18 protein-coding genes are annotated in these 19,343 nt (G+C 49.2%); 6 read left to right on the top strand and 12 right to left on the bottom strand.

The features are described from left to right. Positions 1-15 precede the first annotated feature (15 nt). The 4 genes from K9W43_13420 to K9W43_13405 form a co-directional block, all read right to left on the bottom strand. On the bottom strand, positions 16-2,151 hold the full coding sequence (locus K9W43_13420) for an ABC transporter substrate-binding protein (protein ID MCF2138225.1): 2,136 nt from the start codon (positions 2,149-2,151) through the stop codon (positions 16-18). An 82-nt stretch (positions 2,152-2,233) separates the two neighbouring features. Then, entirely contained in the window at positions 2,234-4,312 is a 2,079-nt protein-coding gene (locus K9W43_13415; GenBank protein ID MCF2138224.1) for a thioredoxin domain-containing protein, read from the bottom strand. Positions 4,313-4,420: 108 nt separating this feature from the next. Continuing rightward, the gene (locus K9W43_13410; protein MCF2138223.1) at positions 4,421-5,332 is read right to left on the bottom strand and encodes an MBL fold metallo-hydrolase; all 912 of its coding nucleotides are present in this window, start codon (positions 5,330-5,332) and stop codon (positions 4,421-4,423) included. Positions 5,333-5,422: 90 nt separating this feature from the next. After that, positions 5,423-5,809: a hypothetical protein gene (locus tag K9W43_13405; protein ID MCF2138222.1), complete on the bottom strand. Its 387-nt coding sequence runs from the start codon at positions 5,807-5,809 to the stop codon at positions 5,423-5,425. Positions 5,810-6,113: 304 nt separating this feature from the next. Here K9W43_13405 and K9W43_13400 point away from each other — a divergent pair, with 304 nt between their 5' ends. From K9W43_13400 to K9W43_13380, 5 genes are all read left to right on the top strand, one after another. Further along, positions 6,114-6,701: a hypothetical protein gene (locus K9W43_13400; GenBank protein ID MCF2138221.1), complete on the top strand. Its 588-nt coding sequence runs from the start codon at positions 6,114-6,116 to the stop codon at positions 6,699-6,701. A gap of 153 nt (positions 6,702-6,854) precedes the next feature. Continuing rightward, positions 6,855-7,169 (top strand): hypothetical protein, encoded by a 315-nt coding sequence (locus K9W43_13395; protein MCF2138220.1) that lies wholly within the window; start codon positions 6,855-6,857, stop codon positions 7,167-7,169. Between the two features lie 2 nt (positions 7,170-7,171). Next, positions 7,172-7,690 carry a carotenoid biosynthesis protein gene (locus tag K9W43_13390; GenBank protein MCF2138219.1) on the top strand — a complete coding sequence of 173 codons (519 nt, stop codon included), beginning with the start codon at positions 7,172-7,174 and terminating at the stop codon, positions 7,688-7,690. Between the two features lie 76 nt (positions 7,691-7,766). Next, entirely contained in the window at positions 7,767-8,000 is a 234-nt protein-coding gene (locus tag K9W43_13385; protein ID MCF2138218.1) for a hypothetical protein, read from the top strand. A gap of 97 nt (positions 8,001-8,097) precedes the next feature. Further along, positions 8,098-8,415 carry a hypothetical protein gene (locus K9W43_13380; protein MCF2138217.1) on the top strand — a complete coding sequence of 106 codons (318 nt, stop codon included), beginning with the start codon at positions 8,098-8,100 and terminating at the stop codon, positions 8,413-8,415. A 49-nt stretch (positions 8,416-8,464) separates the two neighbouring features. Here K9W43_13380 and K9W43_13375 read toward each other — a convergent pair whose 3' ends face one another. Further along, positions 8,465-9,211 carry an amidohydrolase family protein gene (locus K9W43_13375; protein ID MCF2138216.1) on the bottom strand — a complete coding sequence of 249 codons (747 nt, stop codon included), beginning with the start codon at positions 9,209-9,211 and terminating at the stop codon, positions 8,465-8,467. A gap of 131 nt (positions 9,212-9,342) precedes the next feature. Here K9W43_13375 and K9W43_13370 point away from each other — a divergent pair, with 131 nt between their 5' ends. Then, complete coding sequence (locus K9W43_13370) at positions 9,343-9,987, top strand: hypothetical protein (protein MCF2138215.1); 645 nt, start codon at positions 9,343-9,345, stop codon at positions 9,985-9,987. On the opposite strand, the gene K9W43_13365 is transcribed toward K9W43_13370, so the two are convergent. The 7 genes from K9W43_13365 to K9W43_13335 form a co-directional block, all read right to left on the bottom strand. After that, the gene (locus tag K9W43_13365) at positions 9,982-11,130 is read right to left on the bottom strand and encodes an acetoin utilization protein AcuC (protein MCF2138214.1); all 1,149 of its coding nucleotides are present in this window, start codon (positions 11,128-11,130) and stop codon (positions 9,982-9,984) included. The two genes, K9W43_13370 and K9W43_13365, sit on opposite strands and share 6 nt — an antisense overlap. A 64-nt stretch (positions 11,131-11,194) precedes the next feature. Next, positions 11,195-12,757 (bottom strand): glutamine-hydrolyzing GMP synthase, encoded by a 1,563-nt coding sequence (guaA, locus tag K9W43_13360; protein MCF2138213.1) that lies wholly within the window; start codon positions 12,755-12,757, stop codon positions 11,195-11,197. 9 nt (positions 12,758-12,766) lie between these two features. After that, the gene (gene purD, locus K9W43_13355) at positions 12,767-14,026 is read right to left on the bottom strand and encodes a phosphoribosylamine--glycine ligase (GenBank protein ID MCF2138212.1); all 1,260 of its coding nucleotides are present in this window, start codon (positions 14,024-14,026) and stop codon (positions 12,767-12,769) included. Further along, a complete protein-coding gene (purM, locus tag K9W43_13350; protein MCF2138211.1) occupies positions 14,023-15,459 on the bottom strand; it encodes a phosphoribosylformylglycinamidine cyclo-ligase in 1,437 nt (478 codons plus the stop codon). The genes purD and purM overlap by 4 nt, the downstream gene beginning before the upstream one ends. A 5-nt stretch (positions 15,460-15,464) precedes the next feature. Continuing rightward, positions 15,465-17,633, bottom strand: a complete 2,169-nt coding sequence (gene purL, locus K9W43_13345) for a phosphoribosylformylglycinamidine synthase subunit PurL (GenBank protein ID MCF2138210.1) — start codon at positions 17,631-17,633, stop codon at positions 15,465-15,467. Next, positions 17,627-18,322, bottom strand: a complete 696-nt coding sequence (gene purQ / locus K9W43_13340) for a phosphoribosylformylglycinamidine synthase I (protein MCF2138209.1) — start codon at positions 18,320-18,322, stop codon at positions 17,627-17,629. The genes purL and purQ overlap by 7 nt, the downstream gene beginning before the upstream one ends. 1 nt (position 18,323) lies before the next feature. Beyond that, positions 18,324-19,325, bottom strand: coding sequence for a phosphoribosylaminoimidazolesuccinocarboxamide synthase (locus tag K9W43_13335; GenBank protein ID MCF2138208.1), 1,002 nt, complete (start codon positions 19,323-19,325; stop codon positions 18,324-18,326). Positions 19,326-19,343: the final 18 nt, after the last annotated feature.

The following is a 19,343-nucleotide window of genomic DNA, read 5'->3' as shown; positions in this document are numbered from 1 at the left end:
TGAGAGAAAGGGCGATCAATGTCTTCGTTTGATCGCCGCTCCCACGACCACCAGTAAGACAACAAGACCGATGCCAAGCATCACTTGCGGACTGAGCCAAGAAGCTCCTCTACTTGTGGAGGACAGATCATAATACCCTGTCGTAATGATGGCACTGTTGCCCCATGCATCTGTTGCACGAATGCTGTAGTTGACAAAAGATGCCGTCAGATGCTGTGGTATGATCGCAGTAAAACCGGTAGAGGTCTCGGTCATCTCAATCGACTCTGTGAAGTTCAGCTTCCCGGAGTCATAGGTATAGGATAAGATAACGCTGTCAATCTTGCTTCGATCGTAGATGTAGACTCGAATTGTCACACTCACAGCAGGGATAGGATCATCCGGCGAAATGCTAACACTGATGAGCTTGGGTGCTTGTGTATCTTCAACGGGATAGTATCCGGAATTAATTGTGAGCACCAACTTGCTTCCTGGAGTGAATGACTTGACCTTATAGGGGCCTGAACCAACAACATCATCTATAGAGGGATTCCAAGTAGTCAGCGACTTATTCGCCCAAATGTGCCGAGGAAGAATGGGCATCTGCCCAAGAAGTGAATAAAGGTAAGGATGAATCCCCTTGATAGTGATACCTGCCTGATAGTCCCCAACGACCTTTGTCTCAACATATTCTAGATCATATGGGATGAGAGAATTGTTAGCATAGATATCAAAGGTGTAACGGTAGTCTTGTCCGGACACGTATGTACCATCGGTAAAGTTTGCAATAGGATCACTGAAGAACACGGCACGGGACTCGTTGTTACCCAATCCGGCAACCATTCCGGGAAGCACGATCTGCCAAGATGCTGCCTCACGCGGCACGAGAGAACCGTTAGGTAGAGTCGCAAGTGGTGAATCGTAGATTAACATGTAGGGATTGAACTGGTTCTTCCACAGCCATGAATTATCAAGTACATGACCAGTCTTAAACGGATTAAGTGAAGTACAGAAATTATCAAAGTAAGAGGGAAGTACTGCAACCTTTAACGTAGTGGTTGATCCCTTGGCATGGATCTGGACCGGATTCCAGACGCTGTATGCGCCTGCGTTGCGATCATCAATCCAACCCTCGAAGTTGGCATCACTATATACTGATAACCAACGATAGAAGAATAGAGGAATAATTGGGGCCTTATCACGCAACATCCTGAAAGAGTCGCGCATCAGTGACTCTCTCTGTACGGGATCGTAATTTCGGATATAGTCCGAGATCATACTGTCATATTCCGAGTCGTCAAAGTTAGCAACGTTCTCATCATCTAGCCCTTTCTTTGTAGACTCGAACGTCATGACACCCCAACCCGCATCATAATCGGGATAGTCGATAGTGTACAGAGCAAGTTGATAGTCTAGTGTATGATTAGCAAGTGCACTCTGGAGATAGGATGAGTTTGTGTACCAGAGGGTGACATTCAGTCCCACTGCGTGAAGATCGTCCAAGATGTTCGTTGCGGTCATATTCATTCCAGTAACATCGGCGGGAACTGCAATGGTCAGGGAGAAATCAGCACCATTTGGAGCCTCTACGAATCCGTCATCATCAATATCCAACATCCCTGCAAGAACAAATTCGTTCGTTGCATTTGAGAGCAATGCGTCGTAAAACATACCCCCTTCAGAAGACTCCAAGGAATGAGGATTATTGAGGGGCATCAGAAAATCAGCAGGATCAACAGTTCGCGGGAAGTTCTCAGTGATATTGTTCTTATCAACGGCATAGGCGATCGCGCGTCTCAAGTGCTCGCTGTTCAGAGGATAGTAATCAAAGTTCATAGTGAGAATGACGGCCATTGAATCGTATGCCCACTGCTTTTTCAGATGCGCATGACTGTCAACTGCCGCGTAGTCGGCGGGACTGATCATCTGGCCGAATAGGTCCGCATCACCAGCATCAACAGCATCAAGTGCGGCCGTCAGTGTGTTATACTCCACAATCTCAATCTGTTCGACAGTACCGCCGGAATAAATACGGGGGCTATCAGATAATGTCTGACGAGTGGTCGGTCGTTCGACCACAGAACGCGGGGAGTTCGTAACACCTGTCATAAGTATAAGCATCACGAGTCCGATAACAAGAAGCTGTCTTGCTCTGGATGCGGGTATCATCATGGCTAATCATTCCTTGGTGTTTTCCAAAGCAAGGCAGGTGCATTTGAATTTGCAAAATAAGGCTATGGGCCAACGCCATGACTCAGACCGGGCGTGGTGACAACTGACTCTTAATATCGTCAAGATCACCAGTCGGAAGATTACAGGTCTTGTTGACACAGATATAGGCCATCGCTTGGTCACCAATCGTATACTCATTGGTGAATGAGGTAAGCTGATCAAGTACTCTTGACTCCTCATCTGAAGACATCAATAGAAGCGTCATATTCGGAAGAAACCATACCCTGAGCCAGTGAGCCATTGCTCGTGTAGTATCAGAGGGGCCTGTGATAACAACTTCTGTGGTAGGACCCGTAAGGAACTGATAGCTCATCAGCATCATGGAATAAGCCATCGGATTTCTTTCAATCGACTGTGTAAAGGCGGACATGATCCCCCAAGATTTTGCCTCCAGCGATTCGTCACCAGTGATCCGTGCCAATCGTGCTATATTCATTGCAGCAACCGAATTCCCTGAAGGTATCGCTCCATCGTACGCTGTGAGGTCTCGACCAAGAAGCTCCTCTGAATCGTGTGCGGTGAAAAATAAGGCACCACTCGTCTCATCATGAAAGAGAGCAAGCATCTGGGAATTGAGTGTGTGAGCATCCAGCAGATATTGAGGCTTGGCTGTAGCCTGATAGAGTTCGATCAGGCCCCACACAACAAAGGCATAGTCATCAAGGTATGAAGGATTCAAGAGCCGATTGCCAGTGATACCATGAGCAAGCCGGCCACTCTTGATCATCCTTTTCTTAACCAGGGCCATTGCGTCCTCTGCGAGTCCCAGATATTGATCATCGATCACTCCGGCCTTGGCAAGTGCTGCGACCATCAGCCCATTCCAATCTGCAAGGACCTTCACATCACACAACGGTCTTGTTCGCTGAGAACGACGCTCTAACAATTTTTCACGAACGCAGGCGAGAACATTCTCGATCTGTTCCCTGTCGATCTCCAAGTCCCACGCAATAGCAGAGAGGTCTCTCTTCATATAGAGGACATTAGCGCCCGTACGCCGACCAGTCGCCTCGTCTTCGAAATTTCCATCAACATTCACATTGAAGACAACTTTGACAATCTCAAACTCATCAGGAGCCAAGAGTTCCTCAAGTTCTTCAAGTGTCCAAACATAGAAACGTCCCTCCTCACCCTCGGAGTCGGCATCCTCGGCAGAGTAAAAACCACCTTCAGGGCTTCTAAGAGATCTACGCACATATTCGATGATCTCACGTACCACCTGTGCGTACTCTTGTCTTCCGGTTGCCTGATATGCCTCCGTATAGGCCATGATATGCATTGCTTGATCATAGAGCATCTTTTCGAAGTGAGGCAATCTCCACTCGGCATCAGTAGAGTATCTATGAAAACCATATCCGACATGATCGAAGATTCCACCCATTCGCATCGACTTGAGCGTCTTCTCAACCATAGACAAGACCTTGCGATCTTCGTCCATGTTCCAGAGCCGTAAGAGTAGCATCAGGTTATGAGGCGCTGGAAACTTCGGCCGTGTGCCAAAGCCACCATTAATCGAGTCAAAGGCCAGAAGATACTGATCCTTCGCAACTGTGAGAATGTTCTCGTGAAGGCTACTCTCGCTGGCGACAGGTCTACGCTCCAAGCCCTTCTGTACTGTTCTGAGGGTCTCTGCGATCTGGTCTTGTTGGGTCTCCCAGATCTCAGCAAGTGCCGGTAGCAGTGAAAGCAGCCCATGTCGCCCATGTGACGATCTCTTGGGGATATACGTCGCAGCGAAGAATGGCTTCTTGTCAGGGGTCATGAAAATGGAGAGCGGCCAGCCACCAGTTCCGGTCATCATCTGTGCGACCTTCATGTAGATCCGATCAATATCCGGTCTCTCTTCACGATCGACCTTTATGCTTACAAAATGCTCATTGAGAAGTGCTGCAACTTCTTCATCCTCAAACGACTCGTGGGCCATCACATGGCACCAGTGACATGTGCTATAGCCGATCGACAGGAAGACTGGTTTGTTTTCCTTCTTTGCAAGTTCAAAGGCCTCATCGCTCCACGGATACCAATCGACCAGATTGTACACATGCTGCTGAAGATAGGGACTTGTCTCGGCTACAAGATGGTTTGGCTCGCCATGATCCATTAAATTACACAACCTTTGAGAAATCTATAGTTAACCGAATAAAGGTTTGGATATGCCTGAGAGCAGAACGAGAAAGAACGAACAAAAGAGAGAAAAGAGCAGGCAGACCTAGACCATCCGCAAACGACCGTGATCATTAGTCACGAGACCTTTACGGATAAGATTCTCTACGTGATGCTCTACCATCCATCGTTCGAACTGAAGGAATACGGGATTAGTAAGCGAGGGATAGATGATCGGGGTGATGGTGATCTCAGGAACAGTGGTGGCCCCCTCTGCAATCGCCGCAAGGACCAGATCCTCACGGATATCGAATTGCTTATCGTAGGCACCAAGCGCTTCTTTATAGTTGGGAACTAGGACAGAGGTCAGATGACCACTGATGTAATAATCATAGTCGGTCTCACGAAGCATGGAGATAGATTGTCGAAACTCATCAATTGAGGAGTTGGGATGACCATAGAACGGACCAAATTCGGTACAATCAATGTCAGATGCGTAGACCGCCTTCAATTCAGGGATCTCGACACACATGTGATCAGGAAGATGGCCGGGAGTATATCGGCACACTAAGGTCAGGTCACCAGTAACGAACTTGTCACCATCATGAAGCACCTCATCAACTCGACCCTCATCAAAGGCCCCATAGGCCTTCTCCTCAATGTATTGTTCCCAAATTGCACGAGTGGGGTGGCCCCGAGGGAATCCCAAGAAAGCCTTCATTTTCTCCTTGTCGTCAAAGAGTGGGGCTGTGATCTCATTCGCAGCAATTCGACAACAGGAGAGTCGATTGATCCGCATAGTATGCGTGATGTGATCCGGATGTATATGGGACAAGATAATCGTATCGATGTCCCGAATCTCAAGATCACGTGCCTGAAGAAATACTCTAAGGTCTTCGATGGCACAACCGGGATCAATGAGAATATTCTCTTCACCAAGAATGACTACAGTATTGCAACGAGGAAAGGATCCTCCGACTATAACAAAAACACCAGAGCCAATTTCAGTGAAGTTCAACTCAGAGACTTCCAGAAAATAGAGCTTGCTGAGGCGGTGGCAGAAACCACCACACACCTCAACAAAAGAGTGGTCCAATCACTCGACAGATTAGATGCTTCTGACCCGAACTTCAGCCATGCTGCGTACAGCTTGACGCCATTGTCTGAAATGACTCCACATAACAGGGATCATCCCGGACAAAAGAAGCATAATCACAAGAAGGGTGTTAACAACTGGGGACTGATTTGTCGGAATTGCGTTTGCCGCTACAGCATCCATCCAATACCCGAGAAGCACCAGAAGGCTCATCGGAATCACTAGTAGGGCCATTATGAAAAAGATAAGGAACCCAACAAACGGAGAATGCTGTACTATTCTTGCGAATGGACCAAGCACTTTGTGTTTCTGCCATCGTGACCCTTCAGACACTATGAAGAAGATCACGAACAGTGCGACGAATATCAGGAATGGAATGAGGAATATCTCGAAGTACATTGCCAGTACCCCTTTACATCTAATTTGATTCGGTTAAAGTACCCGATTTAAAGGCTGTGGTTCGCGTGCTTCCATTGTAAATAGTCACTGTATATGGTTTCAAGCATCGAATACTATCGACGCGGACATATTGAAACGACATAATGATGCACACCTTCCTTGATCAAGTAATAGAACCAACCAAGTAGGTCAATGCATGTCTTATCTATATTGCTAATGCATATACTAAATAACAATTAAAACGATTTTCGCTGTTCGTTACACCTATATTGCGAATTTCATCTCTTACCTTGAGGCATATGTCATGGTTCTTACAAAAAGGTTCTACCTTAAGGCGTTTCTCTATTTCGGAGGAGCAGCGATCATTCTTTTGGGCGGAACAATTATCGTCTTTGCTCCTTACAACTACATTGGCTTCAACACCACAGCCGATTCCGGTACCGCATTCACACTCTTTGACGATCCTAACTATTACCATCAAATGGAAATCTCAGTCACAGTCAAACCGGATAATGTGAGTAGAGTACAAGTGGATTTTACGGTCATCAATAACGATACTCTAGAGGTCAGAACTTTAAACATGACCCTGACAGACCCAGAAGACGTTGTACCCGGGACAAACCCTAAAGCACTCATTCACCGCGAAATTTTGAACTTGGTCCCAGGAAACTATACCGTCTATGTTGATCACATTGAAGGAGCGGATTGGATAGACGTCTCATTAGACCAATTGTCAAACAAAAAATACTTCGTTGCTATCGGTGCATCGCTCAATGTAGCAGGACTCATTATGTGTGGGACAGGCTATATGATAAGCGGCAGTATGTTTGCATCCGATGACATCATTATCGATTGGGGATATGACGAAGAAGAAGGATCATATCACAACTAGGACCCAGAGATGTTCTTGACGAGAGTGACCCGTGAGAGGGCATCGGGGGCATCTCAAAACATATACACAATAATGTACACATAGTAGGGCAATCATAATAATGCATGCATAATAATGCATATATACAGACGATAGATAGTCTATGTGATACTCATGCCTCCATCAGAACCTCCCAAGTATCCTGTACGAATCAGTCTGCCGGATGCGATCCTGCGAGTCATGACCGCACTAAAGAGCGCCTCATCAGCCTCGATCGCCACATTATCACGTACGACAGGTCTGGACCGCAGGACGGTGACAAAAGTCATTGATGTGATACTTGACATTCAGAACAACCTACAGGATTTCGAGCTTGCCAAAGTGAGAGAGGGAAGGCACTACATCATCAAGTTACAAGAGCGCACCGAACAGGCAAAGGCACTCCTTGGCTCGGTACGTAGAAGATTCGGACGCGGAAAGAGGGAGTAAACATGAATCGTTTCAGAGGAATAGGTCTCACAATATTGATGATGGGACTAAGTACACTGACAAGTTTCCATCTCTGGTGGATCTATGGTTTGAACGTGGCATACCAAGTGATAGTCACACTTCTCATAGCGACACTTGGTGAGCATCTTGTTTCAGGACAAGGATATTATTATTATACTAAACACAATGGTCTCTTCATTGGAAACGTGCCTCTCTGGATACCGTTCATGTGGGTGTTCACGGTACAAGTCTCTATGATCAGCGCGCTCACATGGGGGCTCCCGGGTCTTGCTGCTGCGGTAGGTTCCGGTCTCATAGCCTCACTTGTGGACTTTGCGTTCTTGGAACCATACTTCTCCCGACAGCAAGGCTATTGGATCTGGCAGTCGGTCGAACGCGGCTATTTCAGATTTGTACCTAAAGAACTGCACCGATTTACCGCACCCCCAGGAAACTACATCACTTGGTTTCTGTTCCCCACCATCATGAACGTGTTCCTAGTCTTACTCAGCACGTTATAAGCGAGTGTTACGGGGGATATGCGCCAGTTGTACACAGGCTCAAGAACAATTCATGCGCACTTAGAATCGATGAGAAATGGACGCTGACAAATTTGATGCTCTGCTTAAGGACAAGATCGTTTGCGACTTTAGAGGTTACCCAATTGGGCGGGTCAAAAAATTGTGGATCGATGATGCACAAGGCCCGTTTGTTGTAGTCGAAAGACACAGCCCTCAGGACTGGGGAACAAGCTGGGAAACAATACCTCTTCGAGCCATCGATACAATCCGTGAACAAATCAAGCTCAAACCCCCCACATATGCCGAATAATCTGCCGCCAACAGTGATGCAGCACTGACTGATCACCACCTGCTCCGAATCGATACCGGTGGCCATCTCATCTATAATATAGATTGAGAAGAGAAAGATGTTCGAGGAAAGACCTGTAGACAATATCGGTTCCAAGTATCCCAAACTAACGATCACCGTCTATACTAACGACCACTGCGTCTTCTGCAAACAGGCAATAAAAATAGTAAAAGAAACAGCCAATAGATGTATCCCATTGGCAGGATTTCTAAATGTCATAGAACAAGACGTGAATTCCATAGAACAAGAAAAGAAAGAACATATCAATGCGGTCCCAACCATCGAGGTCGGTGAAATGACATTTGTAGGTCTACCAAGCGTAGAAGATATGGAGTATCTCATCAATCAGGCACTGCTCACAGCCTTGACACCATGAACGAATTAATGAACCGAGAATGTTGATAGCCCATTGGGACCGGGCATGATCAGAGCCGGAGAATCTTTTCCGCATTGGTTTCGCGAATCGCTTTTGATGTGTCATAATCGATGTCGATCATATTGAGTGCAGCTAATAGATGGCCGTACTCTGCGTAGTGGTCGGAACCAAACACCAACTGTTCGACTCCCCGATCCTGTGCCACAGCATCAAGAAAGACACGAAGGGGGCTCTCCACCAGTTTGATGATAGTCGATGAGATCTCTAACCAGAGATTCTTACGCGAGATCAGAGCAGTGACACGGGAAAATCCAAAGAGTCCTCCCATATGTAGGATAACGAAATGACTCTCCGGATAAGTCACAGTGACCCGATTTATGAGCGCGAACATGCCATTGTCCACATTAGACACGTGAAAGAACACAGGAATATCCGAGTTGACCGACTCATTGATCAATGCCATGACAGCGGGGTCTTCGGGATAGAACATATTCTCGTCAAGAACCAGTGCTACCGCACCTTGGTCAACGTAGGTCTTAAGAAGATCGCGCGCACGGTCGATGGGGCGGGGAATTATTGAGCATGCAGTGTATAACCGCTCAGGGTTCAAGTTCGTGGCCTCGAGATAAAGGTCGGTAGGGACAAGGTGTGGGATTGGTACGAGCACAGCCTTGAGAATCCCGAACTTGTCCATCTCGGTGAGCAGTGTGTCTACATAATCAGAGAGGTTGGAACGAGTGACTTCGCCAATCCGAGTCCTATCGGCACCCAGATGGGTATGAATATCTATTGTCATTTCGACCATATACACAATATACCTGCTGTCTTTTGTATGGTTGTATTATATGAACGACCGGTTTAGCCGTGAAGCGTCAATGATCTCTGAACTATTGATACAACGCCATGTCTAAAAGGCATAGGCGATAGATGAATTCGAGGACAGTGACCGACACAGAGAACAATAAGACACTGGAATCATATCTCAGAGAGATAGCACATGAGATAGAAGAGGATAAGTATATGCTCATGGAGTATCTCGGACCTGTGGTGGATGGGTGTCGTGCAGCTTTCAAGGTAGACGTACAACGCGCTCGCGAGATCACTAAATTAACAGAGGATGACTTTCATGAGTACATTGACATGGTCGGCGATTCCTTCAAGAACATCACGATCTGCTTTCTTGTAACGGAAACAAGAGATGCTCTCTCTTTTGTCTTTGATGAGACGGGCCTGAAAATGGGTGACGAGTGTGTTGATCCGGATGTTGTGATACAGGGAAAATTAGAAGTTCTGAAAGAGTTGTTGAGCCCCGATTCTCGAATCTCGCCAGCTGAAGTATTGGGGGACGAGGTAAGTGTTCATGCAACCGATCCACAGAACGCAGTCATTGCTCTGGGACTGCTCTGCTATCCTGCATTGCTCAGAATGGCACGTTCAGGTATTGACCCATCATCACTCCTAGCAGATGACGCAGACAGTGTCATTATGGCTGCGGCCAGTGACATGGTCACAAAGATGGTACAAAAGTGGATCGATATACAGATTGGAAGTCATCAACAAAAGAGATCATAGACCGTGCTTGGGAAACACTTCCTCTTTGATGCGGGTGATGATCTTGTTGAGATGCTCTTGTACTTCAGATGCAGGGCGATAGATCTGGGTAACATCTTCTTCATCACGGACGGTCAGAGGGCATTGACGCAGATCGTCTTCGTCAGTCGACTCCAATAGATCTTCGGGAATCCACCGAGGTATGTCTTCATCGAGCATTATTGCAAGGAAGAGGGTCCAGAGCCTTGCAACATTCATAAGATGATACCCACCACCGCCGACCGCCAACCAGCCGTTTTCGCAGTGTTCCGACGCCAGCTCATGAAGTCGTGTCAGGACGGTCTCGTAGCCGCGGCTCGTATACGCAAGATGGGCTAGAGGATCAAGATAATGACCATCTACACCAAGCTGAGTCACAAGCAAGTCGGGCTCGAACGAATCGAAGAGAGGAACCACGATTTCTTCAAAGGACGTGATAAGCTCACGATCGCCTGAGCCTGCAAGTAAAGGTATGTTCACCGCATATCCCACGGCCTCACCTGCTCCGCTCTCATAGACGCGGCCAGTACCGGGAAAGAGCGTTCGACCGGTCTCGTGAATGGAGATGGTCAATACATCCTTGGACCGATAGAACGCATTTTGAACTCCATCCGCATGATGCGCATCAAAATCATAATACAGAACTTTCCGCCCGGGAAATTTTTTCTGGAACAGATTGATTGCGATCGCAATATCATTGAAGATACAAAAGCCCGAAGCCTCACTACGTTGAGCATGATGAAGACCGCCAGAGATCGCAAACCCTCCGGGCGCTCCGTTCATCACCTCACGCATTGCATCTAATGTTGCGCCGACATACCTACAGGCTGCCTCGTAGATCTTCGGAAAGACGGGGTTGTCAGAAGTCCCAAGACCATACTTCCAATTGGTGCAGTCGCCCGTCTCACACGACTTGACAGCCTGCACAAAATCCGGGGCATGGAACAGTTCCAGCTCGTGACGTGTAGCCAACCTTGGCGTAAAGACGTTGACCCCATCAAGAAGCCCAAACTCCTTTGAGAGCAGATAGGTGAGTTTTAGACGACGTGGCTTCAAGGGGTGAGACTTACGGAACTCGTATTGAAGCAGGTCCTCAGTATAGGGATAGGCAAATCGCGCATCCAAAGATGACACCGGACTAGTGAAACACGCTTCTCCCTTATTAGCATTGAGTGACCAGTCTTGAAACTCAATACCACTCGATCGTGCCGGGAGGCTTAGAGGTCAGATCATAGACGACCCGATTGATCCCACGAACCTCATTAGCAATCCGGTTTGCAGCACCCAGAAGCACTTCCCATGAGGGCGTACTCACCGAAGCCGTCATGGCATCAGTACTCTCAACAATTCGGATCACACAGGCTTGGTCGTAGGTCCGCTCATCGCCCATCACACCAACCGAACGAACAGGAAGAAGCACACAGAAAGACTGCCAGACTCGCTCATAGATAGCATCCTGACGTAACTCTTCTTGGAGGATCGTATCTGCATGACGAAGTATTCTCAGCTGCTCACGAGTGACAGGTCCGCCGATCCTGATCGCAAGAGAAGGCCCGGGGAACGGTTGCCTTGTCACCATCCGTTTGGGAACCCCGATACTCAGCCCGACCTTGCGGACCTCATCCTTATACAGATCCTTGAGCGGCTCTACAAGTCTCAACTTCATCCAGTCAGGTAATCGAACGTTATGATGGCTCTTAATAACAGAAGTCGCCTTCCCGGTCGCAGCACTCTCTACTCGATCCGGGTAGATGGTACCCTGCCCAAGAAATTCGAAGTGACCATAAGTAGCCTCCAGCTCCCGTGCCTTCCGTTCAAAGACCTTGATGAAGGTCTCAGCAATGATCTTTCGTTTCTCCTCGGGATCGCTCACGCCCTTGAGGCCATCAAGAAATTCGTCAGAGGCATCAACAAGATGGAACTGCTCGAACCCCATCTCCTTGAAGGCTTTGACCACCTCTTCACTCTCACCCTCACGGAGCAGACCATTATCAACGAAGACGCAATGTAATCGATCACCAATGGCTTGCTTAATCAGAAAGGCTGCAACGGTGGAGTCCACACCCCCACTAGTGCCCATCAACACAAGAGCGTCTCCGACCTCTTCACGAATGCCATTGATGATGCTCTTCACCTGGTCTTCTGGGGACCATCGCTCTTGGTACTTGCATATGTCACGAAGAAATGCTTTGAGAATGGACATCCCATTTGGGGTATGAGTCACCTCAGGATGGAACTGGGTTCCGAAGACCAGATGATCCTTGCTCTCATATGCCGCAATTCGATCGTCCCGGCTCAGCGCCAAGGCACGCATTGAATCGGGAAGCGTTCGGACCTCGTCGCTATGGCTCATCCAGACCATCTGCTCCGGCTCCAGCCCACGAAGGATCGAAGAGCGGTCGATCACACGAATCTTTGTGCTACCATATTCGGGATTGCCACCCGGTGCCAGTTCTCCACCATGAGCGACTGCCAGAAGCTGATGACCAAAACAGATTCCAAGAACAGGGATATGAAGCCCTCTCAACGTAGAGAGGTTCTCGGCAAAGATCCCTTTGACATCATCCTCGCCGACTGTGCGGGGGCCTCCTGAGAGAATCACACCTTTTACGCCGGTCAGAATCTGCTCGTCCAACCGTGTGTCCTGTGGCAGTATCTCAGCATAGACACCAAGGTCTCGACATCTGCGCGCGATCAGATGTGTGTACTGTCCACCAAAATCCAGAACAATAACTCGCTCATGGGATCCCATATCTCTCACCTAAACATCAATGCCGTCAGCAATATCGCTTCGAAACCTCACACGCCCAGCGATCTTCTGGACATCAGCATAGGCCTGCGCTCGGGCCTCCGCCACCGTCGGGGCAGTTGCAAGAACACCCAGTGCACGACTTCCCGTCGTATAGACTTGGCTGTCTTTTTCATAGACAGATGCATAGTAAATGTGTGAACTTAGACCTTGACCGATGGTGATCTCTGCATCCTTGACAACATCTGGACCGGGGTAGCCCTCAGGGACAACGTAGACACAGACTGTAGAGAGATGCTCAAACGTTGGACGAACTACATGACCATCAACGATACTCTGACAGACATCGTCCATGGAGGATGAGAGAAGAGTCAGTACATTCATCGCCTCGGGGTCACCAAATCGTGCATTGAATTCTATGACCTTGACGCCAGACTTGGTCTTCATAAACTGACCATAGAGAATGCCCTTGTATCGAGCGCCCGTCCTCTCCTTGAGACCCCGAACGGTTGTTCTCATGATACCAAGTGCAGCGTCAATATCGGACTCCTCAAGATATGCGAGCCTATGGTCCGCCTGTGAGTACGACCCCATGGAACCAGTGTTTGGACCCTGATCTCCATCAAACGCCCTCTTGTAATCACGGACCAAGGGCATCAGCTCCAACCGCTCGCCATCTACAAAGGTCTGCATGGTGAACTCTATTCCCTGCAATCGTTCCTCGAGGAGTACCGCCCCCTCTTTGGCAATGAGACCTTCCGCATAATTCTTGATATCGTCTATCGAATGCAAATGCTCACCAAAGATCTTGACCCCCTTTCCACCAGTGAGTCCGTCAGGCTTGATGACTATATTGGCCTGACCGATCTGCGTGATGATGTCATCGATCTCACTGGGACTCCGCGCAATACCAAACTCGGGATTAGCATGAGGCGCAACATCATCGAGCAATGTCCGGGCAAACACTTTACTGGTCTCAATCTGCGCAGGCTCCTTAGATGGCCCAACACATGGAACCCCGTGCTGCTCAAGATAATCTACCACGCCCAAGGCCAGTGGGGCCTCCGGACCAATAACGGCATAATCGATTCCGCTTAGGTCGAGATAGGATCCAAAATCTTCGAGCGGACCTATCAATACCTCCTTAGATAATCGGGCGATCCCCGGATTATTTCTACTCATTCGTGATACGATCTCGACATCAGACCGATGCAGGGCCGTAGCAAGTGCATGCTCTCTGGCGCCGTTACCAACAAGTAGAACTCTCGTCATGTGAGTACAACCCCGTACGGTTCTATTGTGACCTCTCCTTTATCGGATTCTTCAACCACTCCAATCAGATAGGCCTCGTCAAGAGCCCGGATCACATCTAGAGCCTGGGGCGCTTGATCCTCAGGGACAATGACCACGAGACCTATACCCATATTGAAGGTCGAGAACATCTCGGCCCAATCGATCTGTCCCTCCTCTTGGATGAGCCGAAAGATCGGGGGTAGGTTTGGGAGGTCTTGAATTCGAAAGTTCGCAGAATGCAGTCGCAGAATCTTCTTGAATCCGGACCCTGTAATGTGAGCGATACCACGGACATCGATTCCATTCTCTAAGAGGGCCCGAAAGTGCGGAACATAGACCCTTGTGGGCTTGAGCAATTCTTCCGCCACGCTGATCCCCCATGGCAGGATATCATTAAGTGAATGATTAGCCAAGACAACACGCCGGGCAAGCGTGAAGCCGTTTGAGTGAAGACCGTTCGAGGCAATGCCGATGATTGAGTCTCCGGGCTGAATTGCGGAACCGTCAATGAGCTCAGCAGGATGAGCGATCCCAACAGCAGTCCCTGCCAAATCTAGGCCAGTGGTCCCATGACCTCGTATGATATCAGGCAAGATTGCGGTCTCGCCTCCGAGAATCGGGATGTCAGAAGCACGACAGGCGTCAAGAAGGCTCTGACCGATCTGTTCCAAGACCTCAGCAGGAAGCGGTCTCTCACAGGCCAGATAGTCTACGAAACCAACAGGCATCGCACCGATACAGATCAGATCGTTGACATTCATAGCAACGCAGTCCTGACCAATAGTATCGTAGATCCCTGCCATCTCGGCGATGATCACTTTACTGCCCACACCATCAGTGGAGAGGGCAATGACCAACTCATCATTGACACGAACAGTATTAGCGTAATGCCCAAAGTCCTGAGTGACCTCACGAGTGCCAAAGGACTTGCGGACGTATTTTGCGATCACTTTGAGACCATCGGCGACCTTCGACTCATCAACGCCGGCCTCTGCATAGGTCTTCGGTGGCTGTCCAGCAGGCTCTTTCTGCACGCCCAAGATACGGGCTGCCAAGTGGGCTGCGTTCTGCCCATTATCAATACCAACGGTTGCAACTGGTACCCCCTTGGGCATCTGTGCAATCGAGAGAAGGGCGTCAAGTCCACCAAGGGCTGCAGATACAGGAACTCCAATGACGGGTCGATCGGTAAGAGAGGCAACGAAACCGGGGAGCGCAGCCGCGAGTCCAGCAACGGCGATGATGACCTTGGCATCAGATGATTCCACTATCGACTTTACACGATCTGGCTCTCTATGCGCGGACGCATATTCCACCATGTAGGCGATCCTCAATTCCTCGAGGACCCCGGTCGCTTTCTTGACGATCTTCTCATCGCTCTTGCTTCCCGCAATAATTAAGACATCTGCCATCTGACTCACTCCAAGTATTTACTCAGGCCGGTCTCAAAGGCCTCCTTCGCCTTGTCGAGAGGGACCTTGAATTTTCCAAAATCTGCAACTCGATCAGTGACCGTCAGGCCCAACTCACATATCGGGACATTATGACTGGCCATGATCTTAAGGAACTGTGGCTGATTGCTCTCCGACACTTCAGCAAGATATCTGGCAGAGGTCTCCGAGAAGAGAGTCTGACCAAGGCTTCGTGTCGTACCGGGTATCAGATCAGGATCGAGTTTGAAGCCGTATTCCGATCCTAAGACCATCTTCATGAGCGCCACTGCAAGCCCGCCCCTGCCGATGTTATTACAGGAACGTATCAGACCTGCCTGATGCGCCTCCAGTAAGGCCTCCATTGCGTTCTTCTCTGCGCCTGGTCGATATGCTGGTGGAAAGCCTCGCACCTCACCGAGCTTGAGCCGCTGGTACTCAGAACCGTTGAGCTCTGGCAACGTCTCGCCGATGAGAAAGAGATTGGCCCAGGGAGTACAGAGGCTCCTTCGGACAGGAGTGTATCCCAAGTCAAAGAGGCCTGCAATCATGATCTCAGGTGTCGGATTGATCCTATGGACAACACCATCTACCTCCGACTCGTTGTAGAGGGAGACATTCCCACCGATTATTGGCAGGTCGAAATCGTTCGAGAACCTTCCAAGTCCGCGAATCGCCTCCACAAACTGAGCGTAGGAGTCCGGTCTCTCCGGATTACCAAAGTTCAGGCAGTCGGCGATCAGGATTGGCCGAGCACCCATTGCGACCAGATTTCTCAATGCCTCAGCCGCAGAGTTCGATGTTCCCTGCTGCGGGTCAAGAAGGGTCCAGAACGAATTACAATCACTCGCAAATGCAAGACGCTTGTTGAACGGGAATTCCAAGACACCAGCATTCTCACCAATGTCAACGATCGTGTTTGCCTGAACGTGCTGGTCATACTGGCTGTAGACCCATCGTCGAGAGGCAATATTCACAGACCCAAGGAGGTTGATGATCTCCGACACATAATCATCAGGTTCTTGATACCAATCAAGGGAGTGCCCACGTGAAGGAAGTGATCCCTCTTTGCGTTCGGGAAGGGGGAATCCACCAACGAGTAAATTGATGGGCAATTGAGCCTTCACCTCACCCCGTTCAAGGACCGTGTAATATCCATCATCAGTGACCTTTCCGATCACGGCATGAGGCGTATCGTTCTGAGTCAGGACCTCAAGGACACGCTCGATCTTTTCCGGAGATACTACTGCAAGCATACGCTCCTGCGACTCGGAGATGACTATTTCTGTGGCAGTCATCCCCTCTTCTCGTAGGGGTACCTTGTCAACTTCAATGGTCACACCAGTTCCTCCTGATGCGGCCATCTCTCCAGCACATGATGTGAGACCTCCACCACCAAAGTCCTGAAGACCATCGAGGAGATTCTCTTCAACAAGCTGTTCGAGGGTATCAATGACCACCTTCTTTGCAAGAGGATCACCAATCTGAACCGCCCCTCGATTCTCTTCTTCCTCATCCGAGAAGGTCTCAGAGGCGAAACTGACACCGGCTATGCCATCTCTGCCAGTTGTTGAACCGAACAGGACAAGGTAGTGACCCGGCGTCTTTGCGATGCTTCTGATCACTTTGTCAGGACGCACTACACCAATACAGACCACGTTCACCAGACAGTTATCGTCGTATGAATCATCAAACTCGATCTCGCCCCCCACCATGGGGATACCAACACTGTTACCATAATCCGAGATCCCACGGACAACACGCTCAAGAAGGTAGGCATTCCGCGGCTTGCTCGGAGGACCGAACCGCAATTGGTTCATGAGACCTACAGCCCTGCACCCTTGAGAGATCACATCACGAATGATACCACCCACACCAGTAGCAGCCCCATTATACGGATCGATCTGACTGGGGTGATTATGACTCTCCATCGCCACACCGACTAGGACATTATCGCCCACATCCACCAGTCCTGCTCCCTCGCCGATCCCTAAGTAGACACGAGACCCTTTCGTCTTGAACAGGTGGAACCAGCGTTTGGAACTCTTGTAACTGCAATGCTCAGACCATAGAACATCAAGCATGGCCAACTCGGTCTCAGTGGGATCACGCCCCAAGACGGACTTCACATGTGCAAGTTCTTCTCGCGTCAGCATTTGGTTCCCCTCACAAAATTCTCTAAAATCGCCAAGCCATCGGTCGAACCGAGAGAGGCTCTCGAAGCCCGTTCAGGATGAGGCATCATTCCCATGACGTTACCTTCCTTATTGATCACTGCTGCAATATTCAGAAGAGATCCATTGGGATTGACCTCTGGTATGGTTCGCCCCTCGGCATCACCGTATCGGATCGGAACAAGTGATTCCGTCTGCAGCATCATGAGATCCTCCTCAGAACAATAATAGTTACCTTCCGCATGAGCGATTGGCAGCCGAAGGACTGCATTCTCAAGACCCTCAGTAAATAAGGTGGTCCTGTCACTGACTCGTAGATAGACCCATTTACAGACAAACCGCGAAGAGGTATTTGGGAGAAGCGCCCCAGGAAGCAGCCCGCACTCGGTGAGGATCTGAAAACCATTACAAATGCCCAACACGGGCCGTCCAGCCTCGGCCATGGCCTTTACGCCCTCAATGATCTCCCCCACGGCTGCCACAGCACCAGCCCTGATATAATCACCATACGAAAAACCACCCGGGATAATCACTCCATCGGCCTCTTTCAAGGCGCCAGCACCCTCACGACTGGGTACGAGAAAAGGATCAGCACCGGGTATAGAACTCAGAGCGCGCATGATATCGCGTTCGTTGTTCGTCCCGGGAAATCGTAGAACTGCAATGGGCATTCTAATCTAGCCTCACCCTCGTTGTCTCAGCTATTGGATTCGCTAGTAGCTTCTCTGCCATCTCATCAACGTGGTCAAGTGATCTCCCTGAGATCGATGTGCTCATTGTGATTCGAAAGACCTTACCAACTCGGACATCCAGTATCTCATCATAGCCAAGTCGTACAAGCGCTTTCTTGGCCACTTCACCAGGGGGATTCTTGATTCCTTCTTTGGGCATGACCACAACGTCAATGACCTCATCAAGAGGGAGAATAGACTCCGGAGTTGCATTTGAGAGCTTTTCCAGCAGTCGGCGATAGATCTCCACGACATCCCCCAGATCTTTACGGAAGATGTCCTTGTCCATCGACTGGCTGTTCTTATCCCAGACGCGCATTGTGTCACCGGAGATCTCATCAGCAACAACGATCTTCCCATCAGAGGTCTTTCCAAATTCGAGTTTGAAGTCCACAAGCCGAAGGCCTACTTGGGAGAATAGTTCACCAAGATAGTAATTGACGGCCAAGGTCACCCGTCTCATGAAGGCAAGTTCCTCCTCAGTGGCGATTCCTAGACGAATGACGGCTTCCTTTGCAATCATGGGATCGTGAAGATCGTCATCCTTGAGAAAGAACTCAACTAATGGTCGGGAGAGGGATCGACCAGTCTCAAGGCCGTATCTCCTCGCAAAAGAACCAGCAACAACATTTCGGCAGACAGACTCGATAGGATACATACTGGCCTTTTTGCATAATAACTTCGGGCCATCAAGGCGTTTTATGAAATGGGTCTCAATACCCTTAGACTCGAGAAACTTCAAGAGAAATTCGGTCGTATCACACGCTACAGTTCCTTTACCTTCAAGGATCTCTTTTTTTGCACCATCGCCAGCAGTGATCGCATCCGTGAACTCTACAATGAGCCTCTCCTCAGACTCGGGGTCTGCATAGACCCGCTTGACTTTTCCTTCGTGAATTAGTCGCAACTGAATCTCCTCATGTCGGGACTTGGGCTGAGTCATGCGAAGGCGACCAAGTGA

The sequence above is a fragment of the Candidatus Thorarchaeota archaeon genome (assembly GCA_021498125.1).
Taxonomy (GTDB): Archaea; Asgardarchaeota; Thorarchaeia; order Thorarchaeales; family Thorarchaeaceae; genus B65-G9.
The sequence above is the reverse complement of the archived record's forward strand: the minus strand, read 5'-3'. Positions and strand labels throughout refer to the sequence as shown.